The organism is Ensifer sp., from assembly GCF_031989085.1.
Taxonomy (GTDB): Bacteria; Pseudomonadota; Alphaproteobacteria; order Rhizobiales; family Rhizobiaceae; genus Ensifer.
The window spans coordinates 307,503-331,029 of record NZ_DALZXU010000001.1; the positions used below are offsets into that span (position 1 = coordinate 307,503).

At 63.9% G+C, this 23,527-nt stretch carries 26 protein-coding genes; 13 read left to right on the plus strand and 13 right to left on the minus strand.

Annotation, left to right across the window (positions count from 1 at the left end):
* Window positions 1-20: 20 nt before the first annotated feature.
* The 8 genes from RTP54_RS01535 to ubiE form a co-directional block, all read right to left on the minus strand.
* Window positions 21-1,289 (minus strand): MFS transporter, encoded by a 1,269-nt coding sequence (locus RTP54_RS01535; protein ID WP_312360377.1) that lies wholly within the window; start codon window positions 1,287-1,289, stop codon window positions 21-23.
* Window positions 1,290-1,451: 162 nt separating this feature from the next.
* A complete protein-coding gene (locus RTP54_RS01540) occupies window positions 1,452-1,922 on the minus strand; it encodes a nucleoside deaminase (RefSeq protein ID WP_112809135.1) in 471 nt (156 codons plus the stop codon).
* Between the two features lie 14 nt (window positions 1,923-1,936).
* Window positions 1,937-2,530: an ankyrin repeat domain-containing protein gene (locus tag RTP54_RS01545; RefSeq protein ID WP_312363127.1), complete on the minus strand. Its 594-nt coding sequence runs from the start codon at window positions 2,528-2,530 to the stop codon at window positions 1,937-1,939.
* Between the two features lie 253 nt (window positions 2,531-2,783).
* A complete protein-coding gene (locus tag RTP54_RS01550) occupies window positions 2,784-3,563 on the minus strand; it encodes an SDR family oxidoreductase (protein WP_112809134.1) in 780 nt (259 codons plus the stop codon).
* Between the two features lie 176 nt (window positions 3,564-3,739).
* Window positions 3,740-3,997 (minus strand): hypothetical protein, encoded by a 258-nt coding sequence (locus tag RTP54_RS01555; RefSeq protein WP_112816489.1) that lies wholly within the window; start codon window positions 3,995-3,997, stop codon window positions 3,740-3,742.
* Between the two features lie 162 nt (window positions 3,998-4,159).
* Entirely contained in the window at window positions 4,160-4,669 is a 510-nt protein-coding gene (locus tag RTP54_RS01560) for a GNAT family N-acetyltransferase (RefSeq protein ID WP_312360383.1), read from the minus strand.
* Window positions 4,670-4,930: 261 nt separating this feature from the next.
* Window positions 4,931-6,505, minus strand: a complete 1,575-nt coding sequence (ubiB, locus tag RTP54_RS01565) for a 2-polyprenylphenol 6-hydroxylase (RefSeq protein ID WP_312360386.1) — start codon at window positions 6,503-6,505, stop codon at window positions 4,931-4,933.
* Between the two features lie 4 nt (window positions 6,506-6,509).
* Window positions 6,510-7,286, minus strand: a complete 777-nt coding sequence (gene ubiE, locus RTP54_RS01570) for a bifunctional demethylmenaquinone methyltransferase/2-methoxy-6-polyprenyl-1,4-benzoquinol methylase UbiE (protein ID WP_112816492.1) — start codon at window positions 7,284-7,286, stop codon at window positions 6,510-6,512.
* A 197-nt stretch (window positions 7,287-7,483) separates the two neighbouring features.
* Between ubiE and mutM the strand changes: the two genes are divergently transcribed.
* From mutM to dnaA, 4 genes are all read left to right on the plus strand, one after another.
* On the plus strand, window positions 7,484-8,374 hold the full coding sequence (mutM, locus tag RTP54_RS01575) for a bifunctional DNA-formamidopyrimidine glycosylase/DNA-(apurinic or apyrimidinic site) lyase (protein ID WP_312360389.1): 891 nt from the start codon (window positions 7,484-7,486) through the stop codon (window positions 8,372-8,374).
* A 55-nt stretch (window positions 8,375-8,429) separates the two neighbouring features.
* Window positions 8,430-9,203: an enoyl-CoA hydratase gene (locus tag RTP54_RS01580; RefSeq protein ID WP_112809128.1), complete on the plus strand. Its 774-nt coding sequence runs from the start codon at window positions 8,430-8,432 to the stop codon at window positions 9,201-9,203.
* 192 nt (window positions 9,204-9,395) lie between these two features.
* Window positions 9,396-9,662 (plus strand): 30S ribosomal protein S20, encoded by a 267-nt coding sequence (gene rpsT / locus RTP54_RS01585; protein ID WP_053248916.1) that lies wholly within the window; start codon window positions 9,396-9,398, stop codon window positions 9,660-9,662.
* A 1,040-nt stretch (window positions 9,663-10,702) separates the two neighbouring features.
* On the plus strand, window positions 10,703-12,148 hold the full coding sequence (gene dnaA / locus RTP54_RS01590) for a chromosomal replication initiator protein DnaA (RefSeq protein ID WP_409517085.1): 1,446 nt from the start codon (window positions 10,703-10,705) through the stop codon (window positions 12,146-12,148).
* 162 nt (window positions 12,149-12,310) lie between these two features.
* On the opposite strand, the gene gcvA is transcribed toward dnaA, so the two are convergent.
* Window positions 12,311-13,237, minus strand: coding sequence for a transcriptional regulator GcvA (gene gcvA, locus RTP54_RS01595; protein ID WP_312360404.1), 927 nt, complete (start codon window positions 13,235-13,237; stop codon window positions 12,311-12,313).
* Between the two features lie 134 nt (window positions 13,238-13,371).
* Here gcvA and RTP54_RS01600 point away from each other — a divergent pair, with 134 nt between their 5' ends.
* The 8 genes from RTP54_RS01600 (at window position 13,372) to RTP54_RS01635 (ending at window position 19,162) form a co-directional block, all read left to right on the plus strand.
* The gene (locus RTP54_RS01600; protein WP_312360406.1) at window positions 13,372-14,325 is read left to right on the plus strand and encodes a DMT family transporter; all 954 of its coding nucleotides are present in this window, start codon (window positions 13,372-13,374) and stop codon (window positions 14,323-14,325) included.
* A 148-nt stretch (window positions 14,326-14,473) separates the two neighbouring features.
* Window positions 14,474-14,848 (plus strand): YciI family protein, encoded by a 375-nt coding sequence (locus tag RTP54_RS01605; RefSeq protein WP_112809125.1) that lies wholly within the window; start codon window positions 14,474-14,476, stop codon window positions 14,846-14,848.
* Window positions 14,845-16,119: an RNA polymerase sigma factor gene (locus RTP54_RS01610; protein ID WP_312360411.1), complete on the plus strand. Its 1,275-nt coding sequence runs from the start codon at window positions 14,845-14,847 to the stop codon at window positions 16,117-16,119. Before RTP54_RS01605 ends, RTP54_RS01610 begins: the two co-directional genes overlap by 4 nt.
* 73 nt (window positions 16,120-16,192) lie before the next feature.
* Window positions 16,193-16,675 carry an SRPBCC family protein gene (locus RTP54_RS01615; RefSeq protein WP_312360413.1) on the plus strand — a complete coding sequence of 161 codons (483 nt, stop codon included), beginning with the start codon at window positions 16,193-16,195 and terminating at the stop codon, window positions 16,673-16,675.
* A 59-nt stretch (window positions 16,676-16,734) separates the two neighbouring features.
* Window positions 16,735-17,601, plus strand: coding sequence for a nuclear transport factor 2 family protein (locus RTP54_RS01620; protein ID WP_312360415.1), 867 nt, complete (start codon window positions 16,735-16,737; stop codon window positions 17,599-17,601).
* Between the two features lie 40 nt (window positions 17,602-17,641).
* Window positions 17,642-18,061: a DoxX family protein gene (locus tag RTP54_RS01625; RefSeq protein WP_312360416.1), complete on the plus strand. Its 420-nt coding sequence runs from the start codon at window positions 17,642-17,644 to the stop codon at window positions 18,059-18,061.
* A gap of 10 nt (window positions 18,062-18,071) precedes the next feature.
* Entirely contained in the window at window positions 18,072-18,440 is a 369-nt protein-coding gene (locus RTP54_RS01630; RefSeq protein WP_312360418.1) for a DUF1801 domain-containing protein, read from the plus strand.
* A gap of 107 nt (window positions 18,441-18,547) precedes the next feature.
* Entirely contained in the window at window positions 18,548-19,162 is a 615-nt protein-coding gene (locus RTP54_RS01635; protein WP_312360421.1) for a glutathione S-transferase, read from the plus strand.
* 48 nt (window positions 19,163-19,210) lie between these two features.
* Here the strand turns inward: RTP54_RS01635 and hemW are convergent, their stop codons facing one another.
* The 4 genes from hemW to rph are packed head-to-tail and all read right to left on the minus strand — an operon-like array spanning window position 19,211 to window position 22,246.
* Window positions 19,211-20,392, minus strand: a complete 1,182-nt coding sequence (gene hemW, locus RTP54_RS01640; RefSeq protein ID WP_162703492.1) for a radical SAM family heme chaperone HemW — start codon at window positions 20,390-20,392, stop codon at window positions 19,211-19,213.
* Between the two features lie 11 nt (window positions 20,393-20,403).
* Window positions 20,404-21,048 (minus strand): RdgB/HAM1 family non-canonical purine NTP pyrophosphatase, encoded by a 645-nt coding sequence (rdgB, locus tag RTP54_RS01645; RefSeq protein ID WP_112809120.1) that lies wholly within the window; start codon window positions 21,046-21,048, stop codon window positions 20,404-20,406.
* A gap of 41 nt (window positions 21,049-21,089) precedes the next feature.
* A complete protein-coding gene (locus RTP54_RS01650) occupies window positions 21,090-21,509 on the minus strand; it encodes a VOC family protein (RefSeq protein ID WP_312360428.1) in 420 nt (139 codons plus the stop codon).
* Window positions 21,510-21,526: 17 nt separating this feature from the next.
* Window positions 21,527-22,246: a ribonuclease PH gene (gene rph, locus RTP54_RS01655; protein ID WP_112809118.1), complete on the minus strand. Its 720-nt coding sequence runs from the start codon at window positions 22,244-22,246 to the stop codon at window positions 21,527-21,529.
* Window positions 22,247-22,406: 160 nt separating this feature from the next.
* On the opposite strand from rph, the gene hrcA reads away from it, so the two are divergent.
* The gene (hrcA, locus tag RTP54_RS01660; protein ID WP_112809117.1) at window positions 22,407-23,486 is read left to right on the plus strand and encodes a heat-inducible transcriptional repressor HrcA; all 1,080 of its coding nucleotides are present in this window, start codon (window positions 22,407-22,409) and stop codon (window positions 23,484-23,486) included.
* Window positions 23,487-23,527: the final 41 nt, after the last annotated feature.

Consider the following 23,527-nt stretch of genomic DNA (forward strand, 5'->3'; position numbering starts at 1 on the left):
CCGCGTGCGTCGGCTCAGCGCTACGCCAGCTGACCGAGCCGCATGAGATCTCCGCCGATGGCGCCGCCATCGACCGTGTCGGCAGGGGCCGCTTGCGGGCGCGGCGGCGGCATCGAATGGCCGATCGCAAACAGCAGTGCGCTTGCCGCCGAAAGCAGCGCGAACAGGAGGAACATGCCGGCGCCACCGATGGCGCCGAGCGCAACTCCACCGATGAGCGGCCCGAGAAAATTGCCGAGCGAAGACAAGGAATGCGCGCCGAAATAGGTACCGCGGTTGCCGGCATCCGAGATACCGTCGACCAGCACGTATTCGGACGGCACGACGAGAACTTCGCCGATGGTGAAGAGGACCATCGAGGCAACCAGCATTTCCATGCCGGAAGAGGCTGCAAAGCCGATTTCCCCCAAAAGGAACAACAGGCAACCGAGCGAGAGCGCCGGCAGCGCGCCGATCCGCTCGATGACGAAACGGGCAGGCGTGCTGGCGATCAGCACGGTGGCGGCGTTGGTGGAAACGAGGAGCGCGAAGAGTGTGACGCCGTCTTCGAAGCCGGTGGTGAGATATTGCGACAGCGTGACGGACCATTGGCCGTGTACGGCCAGAAGCAGCGTGCCGCCGATCACGAAGAACACCAGACGGCGGTCACGCAGGGCGGAAACGAGCCCCCGCCAGCCACCGGCCGCCCGAGAGGTCGTCCCAGTTTCCGCAACCGGCCTGTTGCTGGCGTCCGGAACGGTGAAGAACAGCACGAGGCCGAAGGCGGCGTGCATCAGGCCGGCAATGACGAACAGCGTTGCATAGGCAGCCCCGATCCAGACGCCGATCAGGGGGCCGATTGCCCAGCCGGCATTGATGGCGAGGTAGCGCCAGGAAAACACCCGCAGGCGCAGATGCGCCGGTGCGGCATCGCTCATCAGGGCCCGCGACACCGGCTCGTAGACGGCGGCTGCAACGGCGGAGACGATGTGCGCCAGGGCAAAGGCGGCGATCGATTGCGCCAGGCCCAGGCCCGCGAGCGCCAGCCCGGCCATGCAAAGTGCTGCGGTCAGCAGGCCTTTTCGGCCGATACGGTCGGACAGCGTGCCGGCAAAGGGGCTGACGATGGCGCCAAGGAGCGGACCGACGCCGATCAAGGCGCCGATGCCGGCGGGGCTCAGCCCGAAATCCTTCTGCAGGCGGATGGCAAGGAACGTCAGGCTCATGCCCTTGGCGATCGTCACAACGCCGGAGCCTCCGATGAGAAGCAGCGCAATCAGGCGACCCGAACGTTCGGAATAGGCAGTCATTGCAGACACTCGCAGGCTGGCGTCGGTCGATGTTCGGTGACGAAGACCGGCGGCGGGAAAGGGTACTGGTCTGCGCGATTACACCCGTCGCGTGTGCGCGACAAGAGGTTGGGTGTGGAGCCATCAGTTGTCGCCGAGCGTCGATGCCATCACCCGGTACGGTCAGTCGTGCTTCATCCCTTGTTGCCATTCCGCATAAAGCGATGCCGCCTGCGTGTCGTCGACAGGCACGTGGCGGAAGCGCATGGCCTGCTCGTCCAAGGGTTTTGCCAGCTCGGCGTAAATTTTGGCCGTCGACAGGCCATAGGGCTCGGCGTCGGCATTCGAATGTGCGTAGGCGATCTCGGTGATGCCGGCCATGCGCATGGCGGCAAGGCACATCGGGCAGGGCTGGCCGCTGGCATAGATCGCCACACCGTCAAGCCGGGGAGAGCCGAGATGTTGTGCCGCCGTGCGGAGGGCATTCAATTCAGCATGCGATGTCGGATCCCCGGTCTCAAGCATGCGGTTGACGCCTTCGGCGATCACCTCGCCGTTGCGGACGGCCACCGCGCCGAAGGGGCGACCGCCCTTCTGGCCGTTGGCACGGGCAAGGGCGACGGCTTGGCGGAGAAACTGCTTTTCCTGGTCCATATCCCCTCCGGATTTCATTTGGCGCCGGCGGCGACGAGCAGTTTTTCGATGCTGCCATAGCCGCGCTGGCGGGCATGGGAAAGTGGGCTCACGCCCTCGCCGTCGACCAGGTTGACATTCGCGCCGGCGTCGATCAGCAACCGCACGATTTCCGTGTGCTTTTCACCGCCGGTACCGAGGATGACGGCTTCGATCAGCGCCGTCCAGCCGAGCCGGTTGACGTGATCGACATCGACGCCGGCTTCGATCAGCGTCTTCACGGTCTCGACGTGGCCACGTTCGGCCGCCGGGATCAGGGCGGTGCCGCCGTAACGATTGGTGCTTTTCAGGTTCGCGCCATGGGCCAGCGTCAGTTTCAGGATTTCGAGATGGCCGCGCGCGCCGGCATAGAGATAGGGACTGTCTTCGATCTTGTCCTTGGCGTTGACATCGGCGCCGGCTTCGATGAGCGCGCGCGCCGCGTCGATGTTGTTTTCATGCGTGGCGATGAGGAGTGCGGTGGCGCCGCTTGCATCGCGCGCCTCGAGCGTCGCTCCACGCTTGATCAGCCCAGTGAGTTCGGCGGCATCGCCGGCTCGGGCGGCGGCAATCATTTCCTGTTCAAGCATGGCGGCTCCGGCAGAGGCGGGAAGGAAGATCGAGGCGAAGAGGACCGCCCCGAGCAGCCACCCGGTCGATGGTGGTTTCATGGTTGTCATTCCAGTCCTATGGCCCGTTGTCGTGCCAGTCGTATGGTCATTCGGGCAAGCGTCGCCCGCCTGCAGGTTTACCGCATTAGCCCTCAAACCGGCATCAAAATGCGGTGAAGTTGACGCATGCGCGCCGGGCGCACACGCCAACAAAAGTCGAAACCGCGGACGTTCAGAGCATCGAGCGGCTGAGGCCACCGTCGACGGGCAGCGCCACGCCGGTGACGTAGGCTGCCGGCCGTCCGGCCAGGAACGCAGCCGCAGCGCCGAATTCCGCCGGTGTCCCATAGCGGCCGATCGGAATGTCCGCCTGGCTGCGGGCGGCAACCGTCGCGATATCGACGCCTTCGCTTTCGGCGTCCATGCGGTCGAAACTCAAGGTGCGGTCGGTCGCAAGCCGCCCCGGCAGCAGCATGTTGACGGTGACGCCATCGGCGGCGACCTCGCCGGCGAGCGTCTTCAGCCAGCCGGCAACGGCACTTCGAAGGGCGTTGGAGGCTGTCAGCCCCGGGATCGGTTCGCGGATGCTGGTCGAAGCGACGGCGATGATGCGGCCGAAGCCGCGCTCGCGCATGCCGGGCAGGACCCGGCCGGTGATGCGCATGCCAGCGAGCACCATGGTTTCGAACTGCGTGCGCCAGAAGTCCGGGTCGATCGCCGATGCCAGTGTCGGCGGCGGGCCGCCGCCATTGAGGACGAGAATGTCGATCGCGCCGAAATCGGCGGCCAGCCGGTCGAGCAGGGCATCGAGGCTCTCGGGACGGGAAAGGTCGAGGGCATATCCGCGGGCTGAGGGGCCGATCTCAGCGGCGACCTTTTCGGCGGATGCGCCGTCCCGGCCGGTCAGCGCCACGGCGACGCCTTCGGCCGTCAGCGCTTCGGCGATGCCGCGTCCAAGCCCCTTGCTGCCGCCAAGCACGAGCGCCTTCATGCCTTTGATGCCGAGATCCATATCCGTCTTCCTTCCCATGCGATTTAGAGTGTTGCTTTTGGAGCCCGGCAGCGATGCGGCGTCAATGGGGGAGTGAATGCCGAAGCCGTAATTCAGCCGCGGGATGACAGGGGCAGGCACGCAAAAAAGCCCGGTCGAAAACCGACCGGGCTTCGTGTCCCTCGCCCCCGTTGTGTCTAACGGCAAACGCGGATGCGCTCGTAATAGACGTTGCCATAGGCATCGTAGCGCCGGACCTTCTTGATGAAGCAATAGGGCCGGTACTCGTAATAGTCGCCGCCATAATAGCCGTCGACATAACCGATCCGGCCGCTCCAGCCTTGGCCGTAGGTGCCGTTGCTGAAGCCGATCGTCACGTCGCCGGCCTGCGATGGCGCAGCGAATGAAACGGCTGAGGTGAGGACGACGGCGGCTGCGATGATGATCTTGCGCATGGTGGTCTCTCCTGCGGGGATTGCTGGGATGGGCGCCCGTCATCCATGGGAAGAAGATCGCATGCGGCTGGAATATGCGCAGTTCCGAATGGAACATGGGCCGCGGGCGGCGGCAGACAGGACGGCTGCCGCCATAGGAAATCCCGTGCGGGCTCGGCCCAATCAGCCGCGAATGCGCGCCATCGCCAGGACGTCGGCCAGCACGCCATTGCGAAGCGCATAGGCCCGGTGCGTACCTTCGTGTTCGAAACCGGCCTTGCGATAAAGCGCGATCGCCGCCTCGTTGTCGGTAAAGACGGTGAGTTCGATGCGGCTGATGCCGAGCCAGTTGTCTGCGGCATCGATGAGTGCCGTCAAAAGCGCCTTGCCGATGCCTTCGCCGCGATGATTGTCGTCGACGCTGATGCCGAGGCCGGCCGAATGGTGCCGACGGCCGCTGCCGCGGTGGAGGCCCGCCATGCCGAGGATCCGGCCGTTGCGCTCGGCGACGATCACGGTGCTGTCATCCGACAGGCCCTCGAGCCATTTGCGGGTCTTCTCCGGTGTGTAATAGGGCAGTCTGAGTGTCCCGGAGCGGATGCCCGGCTGGCTCATCAGCGCGGCGATCGCTTCCCAGTCGACAACGCGCGCCGCTCGGATCGTCAGCGTCGGGGAGGGGGTTCCTTCGGTCATGGTTTCCTCTGTGGCTTCAAGGCTGCGAGGAAACAGGGCCACACCCTGCTCGCCTCGGCAGGGTTGGTCGGGGGACGGTCCGCTTAACGCAAATGGTCTCCCGCACACCCCTGGGCGTGCGTGCAAAGCACCATTGCGATCATCGAACGATTGTCCATGCCGGAACGATAACAATCGGCGATGGAATTGCAAGCCGCTTGGGCAATCCGCCTTCGGTCGTCGATCAGGTCGCCTGATGAAGATCAGGCCACCTGATGCCTGTCAGGTCACCTGCCAGGCGATGTAGATGAGCGTGGCGGCGATCAGCCAGAGGGCAATCCGGCCAGAGCGCGTGTGCCGGGCTTCGGCCTTGCCGATGGCATGCGCCGTCTCGGCATCGAAACGCAGGCCATTTTCGCTCATGGCCATGATGTCGCTCGAGAATTTTTCCGTGCGCGCGGCGATTTCCGGGGCAGCCTCGGCCAGACGGAGGGCGGCATGCAGGCCGTCGCGCAGGTCGGTGACGATGCGCTTCGGCCCGAGATTGTCGCGGATCCATTTGCCGACGACGGGCTCGGACGCCTTCCACATGTTGAAACGCGGATTGAGCGTGCGCGCGACGCCCTCGACGACCACCATGGTCTTCTGCAGCATGACGAGCTCGGGCCGCGTCTGCATGTCGAAGAGTTCGGTGACCTCGAAGAGCAGCGTCAGCAGCTTCGCCATCGAGATGGTCTCGGCCGGCTGGCCGTGGATCGGTTCGCCAATGGCGCGGATCGCCTGGGCGAAGCTGGCGGCATCGTGATGCGAGGGCACGTAGCCCGCCTCGAAATGCACGTCGGCGACGCGCTGATAGTCGCGGGTGATGAAGCCGAACAGGATCTCGGCGAGGAAGCGGCGCTCCTTCTTGCCGAGGCGGCCGACGATGCCCATGTCGACGGCGACGATATGGCCGGCATCGTCGACGAACAGGTTGCCCTGGTGCATGTCGGCGTGGAAGAAGCCGTCACGCAGCGTGTGGCGCAGGAACGACTGGATCAGCGTGTCGGCAAGCTCGTCGAGGTCGTGGCCGGCTGCCTTCAGCCCGTCGATATCGGACATCTTGACGCCGTCTATCCACTCCATGGTCACGACGTCGCGGCCGGTGCGTTCCCAGTCGACCTTCGGCACGCGAAAACCGGAATCGTCCTTGGTGTTCTCGCCGAGCTCGGAAAGCGCTGCCGCCTCCAGACGGAGATCCATTTCGATCTTGGTCGTCTGCTCCAGCGTCTTCGTCACTTCGACCGGCTTCAGTCGCCGCGTATGGGGCAGGAAACGCTCCTGCATATGGCTGACGAGATACATCGCCTCGATGTCGGAGGCGAAGCGCTGGCGCACGCCGGGGCGGATCACCTTGACGGCGACCTTGTCCGGCTGGCCGTCGCGCATCACGATCGCCGGATGAACCTGGGCAATCGAGGCGGCCGCCATCGGTTCGGAAAATTCAGCATAGAGGTCTTCGACCTTGCGCCCGAGCGAGCCCTCGATCGCGGCTTTCGCCTCGCTTTGCGGGAAGGTCGCCATCTGGTCCTGCAAGAGCGACAGGTCGGCTGCGAACTCCGCGCCGACGACATCGGGACGGGTTGCGAGAAACTGGCCGATCTTCACATAGGACGGGCCGAGGCGGGCAACCGCGCGCGACAGCCGGTCGCTGCGCTCTTCGCCGGGCACCTTGCGGCGGGCGAAGATCCCGGCTGCCTTCTGGGCGAAACGGGCAAAGGGCGGCAGGTGTTCGGCAGGCACCGCCGAGACGACACCCTCGCGCACGAGAACCCAGCCAATCCGCGCGAGGCGGACATATGCTCCAGCTGTGCTCATAAGATCAGATTTTCCAGCCGGAATGCAGCGCTGCGATGCCGCCGGTGTAATTGGTGAAGGAAACGCGGGCAAAACCGGCGTCCTTGATCATGGCGGCAAAATCGCGCTGGTTCGGGAACTTGCGGATCGATTCCACCAGATACTGGTAGGGCGCTTCGTCGCCGGTGATCAGCTTGCCGAATTTCGGGATCGCGTTGAACGACCAAGCGTCATAGAACCGGTCGAGCAGCGGCATCTCCACCTCGGAGAATTCGAGCACCAGCAGGCGTCCGCCCCGCTTCAGCACGCGATAGGCTTCCTTCAGCGCCACGTCGATGCGCGGCACGTTGCGGATGCCGAAGGCGATCGTATAGGCGTCGAAGGAATTGGCCTCGAACGGCAGTTCCTCGGCATTGGCCTCGACGAAATCGAGATTGGCCGACAGCTTCTTCTTTTCCGCGCGCTCCGCACCGACGGCCAGCATCGAGCCGTTGATGTCGAGAACCGTCGAATGTGCCTTGCGGTCGGAAGCTTCGATGATGCGGAAGGCGATGTCGCCGGTGCCGCCGGCAACGTCGAGCGTTCGGTAACCCTCGCGGCGCGGCGGGTTGAGTGCTGCGATCATCGCGTCTTTCCAGGCGCGGTGCAGGCCCGCCGACATCACGTCGTTCATGATGTCGTAGCGCTTGGCGACCTTGTGGAAGACGTCGTTGACGAGCGGCTGCTTTTCGCCCGAACCGACATTGCGGAAACCGAAGGAGGTTTCCATGCCGCCATTGGCCGATACCCGCTGATCCGTCATACGAAGAACTCCACCTGAACCAATTTTGCCGGCACCATAGCGAAATCACCCGGCCCGCGCTATCTCGGGGGCGGGGCCATGGCTGCGGCATAGCGCACCCCTATAGGATAAGTGGCCCGTCAAGGAAATGCCAACCGCCGGGCTAATGGTGGTTAAGAATGCCCCGCATAGGGTGGGCGAGAAAAAGGAGACGACGCATGCCGGAACTGCCGGAGGTCGAAACGGTAAAACGCGGCCTCGCCCCGACCATGGAAGGCGCGCTTCTCATCAACGCCGAACTGCGCCGGCCGGATCTTCGTTTTCCCTTCCCTGTCGATTTCTCCTCGATCGTCGCCGGACAGCGCATCGTCTCGCTGTCGCGCCGAGCAAAGTACCTGATGATCGATCTGGAGGCCGGCGACGTCATCATCGCCCATCTGGGCATGTCCGGCTCTTTTCGCATCGAGCAGGGGACGCTGCCGCAAACGCCGGGTGAGTTTCACCATCCGCGCGGCAAGGACGAGAAGCACGATCATGTGATCTTCCATCTCGACGGCGCGGCCGGCCCGGCCCGTGTCATCTATAACGACCCGCGCCGCTTCGGCTTCATGGATCTCGCCCGCCGCGAGACGGTCTCGGCCCACGCCTATCTGCGCGGGCTCGGCGAGGAGCCGACCGGCAACGCGCTCGATGCCGACTACCTTGCCGGCCGATTTGCCGGCAAGGCGCAGCCGCTGAAGGCAGCACTTCTCGACCAGAAGAACATTGCCGGCCTCGGCAACATCTATGTCTGCGAGGCGCTCTGGCGCTCCGGCCTGTCGCCGCTGAAGCCGGCCGGCGCGCTTGTCGACAAGCAAGGCCGGGCCGGCTCGGCGCTGCAGGGCCTGACCGTCGCCATCCGCGAGGTCATTGCGGATGCGATCGCCGCCGGCGGCTCCTCGCTCAAGGACCATATCCAGGCCGATGGATCGCTCGGCTATTTCCAGCATTCCTTTTCGGTCTACGACCGGGAAGGGGAGGCTTGCCGCACGCCGGGTTGCGGCGGTACGGTCGCCCGCATCGTGCAGGCGGGGCGCTCGACGTTCCATTGCCCGCGCTGCCAGAAATGAACATGAGGGTTCCGCCCGGGGCCTGAAGGCTGACACGAATTCGGAGGAGACGAGAATGAGTTACGAGACGCTGCTGGTCGAAACGCGCGGACGCGTGGGTCTGGTCACGCTCAATCGGCCGCAGGCGCTGAATGCGCTGAACTCGACGGTCATGCGCGAACTCGCCGCAGTGCTGAAGGCGTTCGATGCCGACAAGGCGATTGGCGCCGTCGTCGTCACCGGTTCGGAAAAGGCCTTTGCCGCTGGCGCCGACATCAAGGAGATGCAGACGCTGGACTTCGTCGAGAGTTATCTCGGCGATTTCATCGGCGGCTGGGATCAGGTGGCGGCGGCCCGCAAGCCGGTCATCGCCGCCGTTTCCGGCTATGCGCTCGGTGGCGGCTGCGAGCTTGCCATGATGTGCGACTTCATCATCGCCTCCGAGACGGCAAAATTCGGCCAACCGGAAATCACGCTCGGCGTCATCCCCGGCATGGGCGGCTCGCAACGCCTCACCCGGGCGGTCGGCAAGGCCAAGGCGATGGATCTGGTCCTGACCGGACGGATGATGGACGCGGCTGAGGCCGAACGCGCAGGACTCGTATCGCGTGTGGTCGCGCCGGAGAAATTGATCGAGGAGGCGCTCGCCGCCGCCGACAAGATCGCATCCTTCTCGCTGCCGGCGGTGATGATGGCCAAGGAGGCCGTCAATCGCTCGCTGGAGCTCACATTGGCCGAAGGTCTCAGGTTCGAGCGCCGGCTTTTCCATTCTCTGTTTGCGACGGAAGACCAGAAAGAAGGCATGGCCGCCTTCGCCGCCAAGCGCAAGGCGGAGTTCAAACACAGGTAGATCAGGGGTCGACGCGCAGTTTTCTCCAAATTGCGCGTTGACGAGGCGGCTGTTTCTCGTTATATGCCGCCCTCAGTTTGGAACGCCAAATCTGGGCTTTCCGATAATGCTCCCGAATTGCTTTGATGACAGGTCGCAGTGACCCGGCACGGCGAGGGCGGAGTTCATGTCAGTTTTCGAAGAGAGGCATCAATGGCCAATACAACTTCGGCGAAAAAGGCGACCCGCAAGATCGCACGCCGCACTGCAGTGAACAAAGCCCGTCGTTCGCGCGTCCGCAACTTCGTCCGCAAGGTCGAAGAAGCGATCGCAACCGGCGACCAGGCCGTCGCGGCCGCCGCTCTGAAGGCCGCTCAGCCCGAGCTGATGCGCGCTGCCACCAAGGGCGTGCTGCATTCCAACACCGCTTCGCGTAAGGTTTCGCGCCTTGCACAGCGCGTGAAGGCGCTTTCGGCCTAATCCGGCTAATAAAAATCTGTTAATTGAGAGCCCGGCCCTTGCGCCGGGCTTTTCCGATTCATACATCTGTCACAGCGATGGCTAACCTGCACGGGGTTTCTCGTGTCAATGCGATGACAGAGTTTCTCTTGTTATTTCAGTGGCTTACACGAGGTCCTTGCCAAAAGGATGTCTCCGGCTGGGGGCCTTCCGGGCCTATGATGAGTCAAGCGAATTTTTATTTTTTTTCTTTTTCGCCAGCTAATCAAAGAGCCGAAAAACAAAACCCTTGATTCAACAGGGATTCTTCCCGGACTCGGATTGCGGCAAGCAAATGGCAGCGGGAGAGTCAACGGGCAGCGCTTAAGGTTGCGTAAAAATCGCGATTGATCTTGCCCATCGATCCTGCCTAAATGCCCTCCACAGGGGACACGGACCATATCTGTAAAAGGAAGTGCAGAGGCCATTTCAACGAGATGGTTTCGGGCTTTCTGTTCCCTGTATCAGGGCGGCTCCACGTCGTTCAATCAGACATGTCGAGGACGAAAAACCGGATGGGTTGACCATTCCGGACGGGGACCTTTCGACTTCTGGTTGCCGGTGGTGACGCTTGTCGAAGTCGGGTGCAAGCGGTGCCTGACAAGAGACGAAATCCAACGCGCGACTGTCCGCTTCGTACGAGGGTGCGAGACAGTTGTCGACGAGGAGGAGGATCCGGCACGGTCCAGAGCGGACCGGGGGATTTGTTGACATTGAGGCGCGAGGGGACATCTGCCGGCCGTTGAGGTTTGGCGGATGCGCGTAGCGCGCAGCCGGTCGGGAGATGAGGAGCCCGGCGGGATTGCGACTGTGACGTTCGGTGAAGCGGGATGACCTCCATGAGGAAGCCGTGGCAACCGGACATACGAGATGGGGCCGGCAGAGATGACGGCGTCTGAACATAATCGGAAGGCGGCAAAATGCGGATGAATGTGGCGACGGCGGCGGGCGCGTTTCAAAAGGACGGCGGCGCGTTTCAGGCCGGGAGCAATCTATCTCAGGCGGCGGGGGACAAGCACGACATGAGGCACGACGCACTTTTCGAGCGGGTGAGTGCGCGTTTGAGAGCCCAGGTCGGTCCCGATGTCTTCGCCAGCTGGTTTGGGCGCCTGAAGCTCCATTCCGCATCCAAGAGCGTCGTGCGTCTCTCGGTGCCCACGACATTCCTGAAGTCCTGGATCAACAACCGTTATCTCGATCTCATCACCCAGATCTTCCAGCAGGAAGACGGCGAAATCCTGAAGGTGGAGATCCTGGTGCGCACCGCCACCCGTGGCGCCCGTCCGGCATCGCAGGAAGAAACGCTGCCGCAGGCAACTGAAACGGCTCCGGCAACGCCGGCTCGGCGCCCTGCAACGGCCCAGTCCGTCGCTTCGGTCGCAACGGCTGCTGTTGCCAGCGTCCAGCGTCCGACCCAGGCGCCGCTTTTCGGCTCGCCGCTCGATCAGCGCTACACCTTCGACAGCTTCGTCGAGGGCTCTTCCAACCGTGTCGCGCTTGCCGCCGCCCGCACCATCGCGGAAGCCGGCGCCGGCGCCGTGCGTTTCAACCCGCTGTTCATTCATTCGAGCGTCGGCCTCGGCAAGACCCACCTTCTGCAGGCGATCGCCATCCAGGCGCTGCAGAGCGCCAGGGCTCCGCGCGTCGTCTATCTGACGGCCGAATACTTCATGTGGCGCTTTGCCACCGCGATCCGCGACAACGACGCGCTGTCGCTGAAGGAATCGCTGCGCAACATCGACCTCCTCGTTATCGACGACATGCAGTTCCTGCAGGGCAAGTCGATCCAGCACGAATTCTGCCACCTCTTGAACATGCTGCTCGACTCGGCCAAGCAGGTCGTCGTTGCCGCCGACCGCGCTCCGTGGGAACTGGAATCGCTCGACAGCCGCGTTCGCTCGCGCCTTCAGGGCGGTGTCGCCATCGAAATGGACGGCCCGGATTACGACATGCGCCTGGAAATGCTGACGCGCCGTCTCGACACCGCGCGCCAGGACGATACCTCGCTCGATATCCCCGGCGATATTCTGAGCCACGTCGCACGCAACGTGACGGCGAGCGGCCGTGAACTCGAAGGCGCGTTCAACCAGTTGCTCTTCCGTCGGTCGTTCGAGCCGCAGCTGTCGATCGAACGGGTCGACGAACTGCTCGGACACCTCGTCAATGCCGGCGAGCCGCGCCGTGTCCGTATCGAAGACATTCAGCGCGTCGTTGCCAAGCATTACAACGTTTCGCGCCAGGAACTGGTTTCGAACCGCCGCACCCGCGTCATCGTCAAGCCGCGCCAGATCGCCATGTACCTGTCGAAGACGCTGACGCCGCGCTCCTTCCCGGAAATCGGCCGCCGCTTCGGTGGTCGCGACCACACGACGGTTCTGCATGCGGTGCGCAAGATCGAGGAACTGATCTCCGGCGATACCAAGCTCAGCCACGAGATCGAGCTTCTGAAGCGTCTGATCAACGAATAGTCGCTGCTATATCTGTTCTAAAGGCCCGGTTTTCCGGGCCTTTTTGCGTTGAGAGCGCCGCTGGAAGATATGCGGCCGCCTGTCCGCCAGGAAATGCGCAAGACAAGGAGCCCTGGCGCTTCTGCGGTTTCGTCCCAATCCAAGCCGCTCCAAGACGCAGCTCTAAGACATCACCTTCAACGATGGGCTTGCCGGATCGTCGAGAGATCGCGCGCGTGCTTGTTCCAGGATCCAGGCGCGGAAGGCGACAACCGACGGACGATCGAGTGCCGCCGGCGGGTAGACCAGGTGATAGGCAAGGCCGGTCATGACACCCTCCGGGAAGGGGGCGACGAGCACGCCGTCCGCAACTTCTCGCGCAACCAGCGACAGGCGCACCAGGGCGACGCCGTCGCCCGCCTTGGCCGCATCAATGGCGCCGTTGCTGTTGAGGAAGACCGGTCCACGCGCCGCGTCTACGCCCTCGGCTCCGGCGGCATCGAGCCAGAGCCGCCAGTCCTGGCGGTGCACGTCATGGAGCAGCGAATGATGGGCGAGGTCGCCCGGGGTGTCGAGGGGCTGTTTCCGTCTGAGCGCGGGATGGATGACCGGCACCGGGTCGTCGTCGATCAGGCGCTCGCTGGCAAGGCCTTCGTAACGACCGAGCCCGTGCCTGATGGCGACGTCGACGCCGTCGCTGCGAAAATCCGTGAGCCGGTTCGAGGTGCTGATGCGGACGTCGACGCCGGGCATGACCTGCTCGAACAATCCGATGCGAGGCACCAGCCATTGGGCGGCGAAGGTCGGCGTGCAGCTTACGGTCAGCATCGGCGCACGTTTGCGTGCCAACAGTTCCTCGGTTGCCTCCCGCATCAGGCGGAAGGCCCGCCGCAACGTTGCGAAATAGCTGGCGCCATCCTCCGTCAAGACCAGTTGCCGCGGTCGCCGCTCGAAGAGCGTCACGCCAAGCGTCTGCTCGAGTTCCCTGACCTGCAGGCTGACGGCGCCGGGCGTGACGTTGAGTTCGCGCGCGGCGTTGGTCACGCTGAGATGGCGGGCTGTCGCTTCGAAAGCGCGAAGCGAGGCGAGGGAGGGTAGCTGTGTCGACATGGTTTAGTAAAACTCAATCATGTGCCGAAAAATGATCGTTTGTCGTTTCGCTAATATCCGGAGAATATTGAGGTGTTGTCAAGGATGTCAAATCCAGACGGTTGAGTTCAGCAAATAGATGTGAGGGTTCGACGATGGTGCAGCCGGTTCAGGCCAAGGTCATGGGCGCCCGGGAATGGGGCATGTTGATCACGTTGTCGCTTCTGTGGGGCGGCTCGTTCTTCTTCGTCGGTGTCGCGGTCAAGGCGCTGCCGCCTTTCACCATCGTCGCGTTGCGGGTGCTGCTTGCGGCCGCGGCACTGCTCGCCTTCCTGCGCGTCACCGGACGCTCCATGCCGCGCGACCCGCGCATCTGGCTTGCCTTCTTCGGCATGGGCCTGCTAAACAACCTGATCCCGTTTTCGCTGATCGTCTGGGGCCAGACCCACATCGCCAGCGGCCTTGCTTCGATCCTCAATGCCACCACGCCGCTTTTCGGCGTCGTCGTCGCCCATTTGCTGACGGACGACGAAAAACTGACCGCTAACAAGCTCACCGGCGTGTTGGTCGGCTTTCTCGGCGTGGCGGTGATGATCGGACCGGCAGCGCTCGGCGGCCTCGGCTCGAACGTGCTGGCGCAATTCGCGGTGCTGGGGGCTGCCCTTTCCTATGCCTTTGCCGGCGTCTTTGCCCGCCGTTTCAAGTGGATGGGGGTTGCGCCCATCGTGACGGCGACCGGGCAGGTCAGCGCATCGAGCATCATGCTGGTGCCCGTAGCGCTTCTCGTCGATCGACCATGGACCCTGGTCGCTCCGGGCATCGAGGTCTGGGCCGCGATTGTCGGCATCGCCCTGATCTCGACCGCGCTTGCCTATGTGCTGTTCTTCCGCATCCTTGAGACGGCAGGCGTTACCAACCTGATGCTGGTGACGTTCCTGATCCCGGTGAGCGCGATCCTGCTCGGCGCCCTGTTTCTGGGAGAAAGCCTGGAGACGAAGCACCTCCTCGGCATGGCGCTGATCGCCGCCGGCCTTGCCGCCATCGATGGCCGGCTCTTCCGGCGCAAGGTCGCGATCGCGCCCGATCCCGCCGGCAGCGGGAAGATCTGAAATCGGCGTTTTTTTGAAGATCGCGGCGGTGCGCAGGCACACGCCGCGATCTTCCTGTTTGAACCCGCGGTTGCGGCTATTTTTTTTGTCGATGCTGTCGACTATCTCTAACCCAGATCGTCCTTGTGACAGGAGCAGGAGAGTTCCAATGCTTTACGCCGTGTTTTGCTACAACCAGGAAGACGTGACCGCCAATTGGTCGAAGGAAGAGGACGACAAGGTCATGCGCGACCTGGCAGCCGTGCAGCGCAAATACGGCGATGCCGGCCGGCTCGGGCCGGTGGCGCGCCTGCTGCCGACCACGGCGGCAACGACGCTGCGCCACAGCCCGAGCGAAACTGTCGTCATCGATGGTCCGTTCGCCGAAACGAAGGAACAACTTCTCGGTTTCTACGTCGTCGATTGCGCGTCGCTCGACGAGGCCCTCGACTTTGCCCGCGAACTTAGTGCGGCCAATCCGGCCACCGGCTCCTATGAAATTCGTCCCCTTGCCATCTACAAGCCAAGTGAGCTTACTTCATGACAGACACGACCTGGATCGACCTCGCACTTGTTTCCGCTCGGCCGCAGGCAATGGGCGCGCTTCTGCGCTATTTCCGCAATCTGGATACGGCAGAGGAAGCATTCCAGGAGGCCTGTATCCGGGCATTGAAGGCGTGGCCGAAGAGTGGTCCGCCGCGTGACCCCGCCGCCTGGTTGATCTTCGTCGGCCGCAACAGCGGTATCGACAAGGTGCGCCGGCAGTCGCGCGAAACCGTGCTGCCGCCGGAGGAATTGCTGTCCGATCTGGAAGACCAGGAAAGCGATCTCGCCGATCGGCTGGATGGCTCGCATTATCGCGACGACATCCTCAAGCTGTTGTTTGTCTGCAGCAATCCTGTTCTTCCGGCAACCCAGCAGATCGCGCTGGCGCTGCGCATCGTCTCCGGCCTCTCGGTCAAGCAGATCGCCCGCGCCTTCCTCGTCGGCGAAGCGGCGATGGAGCAGCGCATCACCCGGGCCAAGGCCCGTGTCGCTGCCGCCGGCATCGAATTCGAAACGCCTGACGCGGCCGATCGGGCGGAGCGGCTGGCTGCTGTCGCGACCATGATCTACCTCGTCTTCAACGAGGGCTATTCGGCGATGAACGGGCCGGAGAGCGTGTCGGCCGATCTCTGCGAGGAGGCGATAAGGCTTGCGCGTCTGCTGCTGCGGCTGTTTCCCTCCGAGCCCGAGATGATGGGGCTGACGGCGTTGCTCTTGCTGCAGCATTCGCGATCGCGCGCGCGCTTCGATGCCGATGGCGGCATCATCCTGCTCGACGACCAGGATCGCAGCCTCTGGAAGAAGCCGCTGATCGTCGAGGCACTGGCGATGATCGACAAGGCGGTGCGCCATCGCCAGCCGGGCCCCTACCAGATCCAGGCGGCAATCGCCGCGCTGCATGCGCGCGCCACGCGCCCGCAGGAAACCAACTGGGAGGAGATCGACCTGCTCTACCAGGCGTTGGAGAGACTGCAACCGTCACCGGTGATCACGCTCAACCGCGCCGTCGCCGTATCGAAGCGGGATGGGCCGGAGGCGGCGCTGGCTCTGATCGAACCGCTCGCCGAAAAGCTCGCCGGCTATTTTTACTTCCACGGGTTGAAGGGCGCGTTGCTGAAGCAGGCGGGCCAGGTCCGCGAGGCGCGCATCGCCTTCGACCGGGCGATCGCCCTTGCCACCAACGCCGCCGAGGCGTCCCACATCCGCATGCAGCTCGATCACCTGTGCAAGGATGAGTGCGAAAAAGACCTGGCTGAAGAAAAACGATAAAAATCTGTCGGCGGCTGTCGGAACCGCGCTTGTTGCTTCGTCCTTGCAATGAACACGCTGACGGAGAAGCAGAATGACCGATGTCACCGACATCAAGGCCGCCGACGATCGGGAACTGCTCATCACCCGCCTGATCGATGCGCCGCGTGAACTCGTCTATCGCTGCTGGACCGACGGCGAACTGCTGAAGACGTGGTTCACACCGTCTCCCAGTACGATGCCTGAGGCAAGGCGCGATGTTCGCGCCGGTGGCGCCGTCCGCGTCGTCATGCGCTCGCCCGAGGGCGCGGACCATCCCAGCCTCGGCGTCTTTCTTGAAGTGGTGCCGAACGAGAGACTGGTCTTCACCGATGCCTTCACCGGCACCGGCGCGCCGTCGGACACGCGGTTCATGGTCGTGACAGTCACCTTCGAGGATGTCGGCACGAAGACCCGCTACACGGCGCGTGTCCGCCAGTGGTCCATCGAAGATCGGGAGGTCCACGAAACCATGGGCTTTCACGAGGGCTGGGGCCAATGCGCTGCCCAGATCGAAACGGCACCCAGGCAAGTTTGAAAATCCACCGCGCGAGGCCGTTCCCTCGCGCCGACCAGCATAGGGAAAGGAGACCCTCCATGACCGTGATCGACAACAAGAGTGCTGCCGTCGCCGAAATCCGTGCGGTGATCGAAGATTGGGCCGATGCCCTGCGACAGAAGGATGCGAAACGCGTTGTCGCGCATGGCGCGCCCGATTGCGTGGTCTTTTCGCTCGCGCCGCCGCTGAAGAGTTCCGATGCAGGTGAAGCCGGGCTCGAACAGTGGTTCTCCAGCTGGCGCGGACCGCTCGGCTACCGCCTCGAGGATCTGGACATATCGGCCGGCGGCGACGTCGCTTTCGTCTCGATGCTGACCGAACTCTCCGGCGAGAAGGTCGATGCCGGCAAGATCTCGGTCTGGTTCCGCCAGACCCTCGGTCTGAAGCGTCTGCCCGCCGGCTGGAAGATCGCGCACCAGCACGAGTCCGTACCGTTCTACATGGATGGCAGCTTCAAGGCGGCCGTCGATCTCAATCCGGCCTCCACGATCGACTGGCAGGCGGAGGCGCAACCGCCGATGCCGGGCCCGATCGCCTATCTCTGCGTCGAGGATGCGGCTGCGAGCGCCGATTTCTACACGCGGGCCTTCGCCGCCACCGATGTCGGACGCAAGCTCGCCGATGACGGCAAGCGGCTGATCCATTGCCACCTGACGATCAACAACGGCGCCTTGATGCTCAACGACCCGTTCCCGGAACACGGAATGCCCTATGCGGAACCGCAGGGCGTCGTGCTGCATCTGGTGGTTGACGACGCGCAATTCTGGTGGGATCGGGCGGTGGCCGCCGGCGCCGAAGTGACGATGCCGCTTGCCGTCGCCTTCTGGGGTGATCTCTATGGCCAGCTGCGCGATCCCTTCGGCATCCGCTGGGGGATTGTCGGGCCGGCGAAGAAGACAGACTGAAAACGAATTGCGACAACGGGAAACGAGGAGATCTCCCCGAATGAACACTGCGCTTGTGATGCCGGCCTCGACCGGAAAGATGGTGATCCTCGGCCGCGTGCTGAGCGGTCTTGTCGTTGCCTTCCTGGCTTTCGATGGCGCCATCAAGCTCGTGCCGCTGGATGTGGTGACCGAGACGCTGTCGGTGCTCGGCTATCCCGCCGATGTGGGCCTTGCCCGTCTTCTCGGCGTGCTCACGCTTCTATGCGCCTTGCTCTACGCGATCCCGAGAACGTCGGTGCTCGGCGCCATCCTGCTGACCGGCTATCTCGGTGGCGCCATGGCGACCCATCTGCGCGCCGACAGCCCGCTCTTCACCCATATTCTGTTCGGCTTCTATCTCGGCGTCATCGCCTGGGCCGGCCTGTGGCTGCGCGATCGTCGCGTGCGTGCGCTGATCCCGTTCAAGAACGAGGCTTGAGGGCAACAAGATGAGCAAGACGGTCAACGACTACATCTCCGGCCTCACCGGCACGCCCGCCGATGTCGCCAAGGCCTTGCACGGCGCCATTCTCGCCGCTGGTGGCACGAAGGACAGCGTAAAATGGGGCCATGCGATCTACGAGGCCGGCGGTCCGGTCTGCCTCATCAAGGCAGCCAAGGATCATGTGACGCTCGGTTTCTGGCGTGGCGCCGACATGCTCGATCTCGATCCGCGCATGGCCAAGGGCGGCGGCAAGGGCGACATGGCCTTCATCAAGGTGAAGGCGCTGGGCGAGGTCGACCAGGTGCAGGTGGCCCGGCTCGTCGCCAGGGGCATCGCTCTCAACGTGGAAAAAGGCGATCCGTTCAAATCGTGAACGACGAAACAAACTTGCGAAAGGCGCTCTGAAACAGAGCGCCTTTCTCTTGTTCGATGCAATACATCTTCGCGGGATCGACGAATTCACAACGCTCGCGAGGCACCATGATCCTCTATTACCAGACCCATTCCCCTTTCGCCCGCAAGGCACTCGTCTTCGCCCATGAGGTCGGCATCGCCGGGCGGTTGCAGGTCATCCATCACGAGACCAGCCCGACGCTGCGCAACGAACAGGTCCATGCCGAAAACCCGCTGGGCAAGGTGCCGGTCCTGCTGCGGTCCGATGGTGAAGCAATCTTCGATTCCGACGTCATTTGCGCCTATTTCGATACGCTGCATGAGGGCCGCAGGCTGATCCCGGAAGAAGGCGAGGCACGTTGGCGCGCCTTGAGATTGCAGGCGGTTGCGCAAGGCCTGGCGCAGGCGGGCATCGGGCTTCGCTGGGAAACCGATCGCCGCCCCGAAGGCCTGCGCTATCGCGCGCTCGCCGACGGCTACACCGAAAAGGTCGAGCAGACCTATGACTGGCTGGAGCAGACGCTCGACGCCGACGTGCCGCTCGATATCGGCCACATCGCGCTTGTCACCACCCTGTCCTGGATGGCTTTCCGCAACCTGCCGTCGTTCCGGGACCGGGCCAAGCTGAGCGCATGGTTCGACGCATTCGAGCAGCGTCCGTCGATGCGCGCGACGCCACTTTCCGGCGAGACCCACGATTGACGGCTGGTTCGTCCGGGCGTTGAGCCCGGGCTTGCGCCGGCTGTTGCGTCAGCAGGCGAGGTCGGCGACGACGGCGTCGAGGATCAGCATGCCGGAGGGCGTGCAGCGCAGCCGCGAATTGCCGAGCCGTTCGATGAAGCCGTGGTCGATCAGGAACTGTTCGCGCTCCGGATCGGGGTCGCGACCGGACAGCGTCTGCCAGCGGGCGAGGTCGACGCCTTCTTTCAGCCGAAGCCCCATCAGCAGCAATTCGTCCGATTGCGCCTCGAGATCGAGCACTTCGCGCTCGACCATGCCGTGGCCGTAGGTTTCGACGAGGCGCAGCCATTCTTCCGGCTTGCGCTCCGTCGCCGTCGCCACCTTGGCGCCGCCAACGTTCAGGCGGCCATGGGCGCCGGGGCCGATGCCGGCGTAGTCGCCATAGCGCCAATAGGTAAGGTTGTGCCGGCTTTCGGCCCCCGGGCGGGCGTGGTTGGACACCTCGTAGGCCGGCATGCCGATCGAGGCGGTGATGTCCTGCGTCGCCTCGTAAAGGACCGCCGACTGCTCTCCATCCGGAACGATCAGCTTGCCGGCCTTGTGCAGGCCGAAGAAGGGCGTGCCCTCCTCGATCGTCAGCTGGTAGAGCGACAGGTGGTCGACGGCGTAGGAGACGGCCTCCTTGAGCTCGCGCTCCCATTCCTCGACGGTCTGTTTCGGGCGGGCATAGATCAGGTCGAAGGACATGCGGGGGAAGATCTCGCGCGCGAGCCGGATCGCCTTCAGCGCGTCCTCGACATTGTGCAGCCGTCCGAGGAATTTCAGGTCCCGGTCGTTCAGCGCCTGGACGCCGAGCGAGACGCGGTTGACGCCCGCGGCGCGATAGCCGTGGAAGCGCGTCGCCTCGACGCTCGACGGGTTGGCCTCCATGGTAATCTCGATGCCATCGGGCACGTGCCATTCGCGGGCGATGCCCGAGAGGATGGCGTCGACCGTTGCCGGATCCATCAGCGACGGCGTGCCGCCGCCCATGAAGATGCTGGTAACGGTGCGTGGACCGGAAAGCTGGCGCGCCTCGGCCATTTCCTTGAGGAAGGCGGCGACGAAGCGCGGCTGGTCGACCGGCTGGTGGCGCACATGGCTGTTGAAGTCGCAATAGGGGCATTTGGCCGCGCAGAACGGCCAGTGCACATAGATCCCGAAGCCGGGATCCATGCCGTCACCGATCGCAGATAGCGTGGCCGTGTGCATCGTTGCGTCTCTCATGCGCCGAGGCAGGTTTCGGCGAAGATCTTGAAGGCGCGGGCGCGGTGCGACAGCGCTTCTGCGTCGCCCGGCTTCCAGCCGTGCTTCTCGTCCGCACTCATTTCGCCGAATGTGGTGTCGTAGCCGAGCGGCTGGAAGACCGGATCGTAGCCAAAACCCTGCTCACCGCGCGGCGGCCACACGACATGGCCCTCGACTTCGCCGCGGAACAGTTCGACATGGCCGTCCGGCCAGGCAAGGCACAGCACCGAGACGAAGCGGGCGGTGCGCCTGTCATGCGCGCTTGCACCCTTGTCCTGAAGCGCGTCTTCGACCTTCTGCATCGCCATGGCGAAGTCGCGGCTGCCGTCCTCTCGTTCGGCCCAATTGGCGGTGTAGACGCCGGGCGCGCCGTCGAGCGCGTCGATCGCAAGGCCGGAATCGTCCGACAAGGCCGGCAGGCCCGACGCCCTGGCCGAGGCAAGCGCCTTGATCGTGGCATTCTCTTCGAACGTCGTTCCGGTTTCATCCGGCTCGACGAAGTTGAGGTCGGCCGCCGACTTGGCCTCGAAGCCGAGCGGGCCGATCAGGTCGCGGATCTCGCGGATCTTGCCGGCATTGTGGCTGGCGACGATGAGCGTCTTGTCATCCAGTGTGCGCATGATGTGTCGTCTCTTAAAAGATGCGGCGCTCGGGCCGCGGTTCATTCGATGGACCAGAGGCCCGGTTCCGCGCATTCGAGGCTGTTGCCGGCCGGATCGCGGAAATAGAAGGAGCGCGCGCCGCTTGGCCAGACCAGATCGGCCTCGATCGCAACGCCTGCCGTTTCAAGCTTCGCCTTCCAGGCGTCGAGCGCCTCGCGGGCGACGCGGAAGCACATGTGGCCCTGGCCGGCGGTCCCGTGCGGCGGCACCGGCAGGGCGGCGCCCGGCTGAGGCGGCTCGACCGTCTCCGCCGGATTGAAAATCAGGAGAACGCTTTGGCCGCAGCGGAAGAAGACATGCCGGTTGCCGGCACGCGTGATCTTCTTGAGCCCGAGCACGCCGCCGTAGAAGGCCTCGGCGCCATCGAGATCCGGCGCGTAGAGCGCAGTCTCGAGAATGCCTTCCAGCGCCGGAGCCATCGTTTGCGTCCTTTGTCTCAGCCAGCAATCGCCTGCTTCTGCAGGGCGACCAGTTCGGCAATGCCGGTCTTTGCAAGGCCGAGCAGGCCTGCGAATTCTTCTTCCGAGAACGGCTTGCCCTCGGCCGTACCCTGGATCTCGACGATGCCACCCGTTCCGGTCATGACGAAATTCGCGTCGGTCTCGGCAGCCGAATCCTCGAGATAATCGAGGTCGATGATCGACTGGTTGGCGAAGATGCCGCAAGAGATGGCGGCGACATGATCCTTCAGGACCTTCTCGACCTTCACCATGTTGCGGGCTTCCATCCACTTCAGGCAGTCGTGCAGGGCCACCCAGGCGCCGGTGATCGAGGCCGTGCGCGTGCCGCCATCGGCCTGGATGACGTCGCAGTCGATCGAGATCTGGCGTTCGCCCAGCGCCGGCAGGTCGACGACGGCGCGCAGCGACCGGCCGATCAGGCGCTGGATCTCCTGCGTGCGGCCGCTCTGCTTGCCGCTCGAGGCTTCGCGGCGCATGCGCTCGCCGGTGGCGCGCGGCAGCATGCCGTACTCGGCCGTCACCCAGCCCTTGCCGCCGTTGCGAAGCCAGGCCGGAACCTTTTCCTCAAGGCTGGCGGTGCACAAGACGTGCGTGTCGCCGAACCGCACCAGACAGGAGCCTTCCGCGTGCTTGGAGAAATTGCGCTCGAACGAAACCTTGCGCATTTGGTCGATTTTTCTGCCGGATGGCCGCATCATCTAACTCCTGATCGTATCTGCTGAGCCTTCTAGAGCATGGCAGAGGTAAAGGGAACCGGTGGATAGCGGGCGATCGGGGCGATTTTTCCCTTTTGCCATCGGGCGTCGGCATTACTATATTTCCGGCGGCAGGATTGGCCTGCGAACTTGGAGCGACATGGTACTGCGCAATCCCGGAGTGAGCGATATCGCGGCGGCGCTGGACGAGCGTTCCGGTGAAATCTTCCGTCGCATCGTCGAAACCTATTTGAACAACGGCGAGCCCCTCGGCTCCCGCAACCTGTCACGTCTGCTGCCGATGTCGCTGTCGCCGGCGTCCGTGCGCAACGTGATGAGCGATCTGGAAGATCTGGGGCTCATCTATTCGCCGCATGTGAGTGCCGGGCGCCTGCCGACGCAGACGGGCCTGCGCTTCTTCGTCGATGCCTTCATGCAGGTCGGCAATCTGTCGCCTGAGGATCGCGCCTCGATCGACCGGCATGTTCGGCGCACCGACCATGCCCAGCCCGTCGATACGCTTTTGACGGAAGCCAGCCAGATGCTGTCGGGCATGTCGCGCGGCGCCGGCCTCGTCATCACCGCCAAGAACGATCCGGTGCTCAAGCATGTCGAGTTCATCCGGCTCGCGCCCGCCAAGGCGCTGGCGGTGCTCGTCGGCGAGCACGACCAGGTCGAAAACCGCATCATCGAACTGCCGGCCGGCGTCACGAGTTCGCAGCTGACGGAGGCGGCGAATTTCCTCAACGCCCATCTCGCCGGCCAGACGATCGGGGAGGTGCGCTCGCAGCTCGAAACGGTCAAACAGACCGTGCGCGGCGAACTCGATGCCCTGTCCCAGGATCTGGTCGAGCGCGGGCTCGCGATCTGGTCGGGTAGCGAAGGCGACGAAAAGCCGGCGCGACTGATCGTTCGCGGCCGCGCCAATCTGCTCGAGGGTCTCGACGGGACCGAGGATATCGACCGCCTGCGCATGCTCTTCGACGACCTGGAAAAGAAGGACAGCCTGATCGAGCTGCTCGATCTCGCCGAAAGCGGCCCGGGGGTCAGGATCTTCATCGGCTCGGAGAACAAGTTGTTTTCATTGTCGGGTTCGTCGCTGATCGTCGCGCCCTATCGCGACAGCGAGGACCGGATCGTCGGCGCCGTCGGCGTCATCGGCCCGACGCGGCTCAACTATTCGCGCATCGTGCCGATGGTCGATTATACCGCGCAGTTGATGTCGCGGCTTTCGCGGTGAGACGGCGCATTTGGCCATCGACAGCATTGAACCCTTGATTT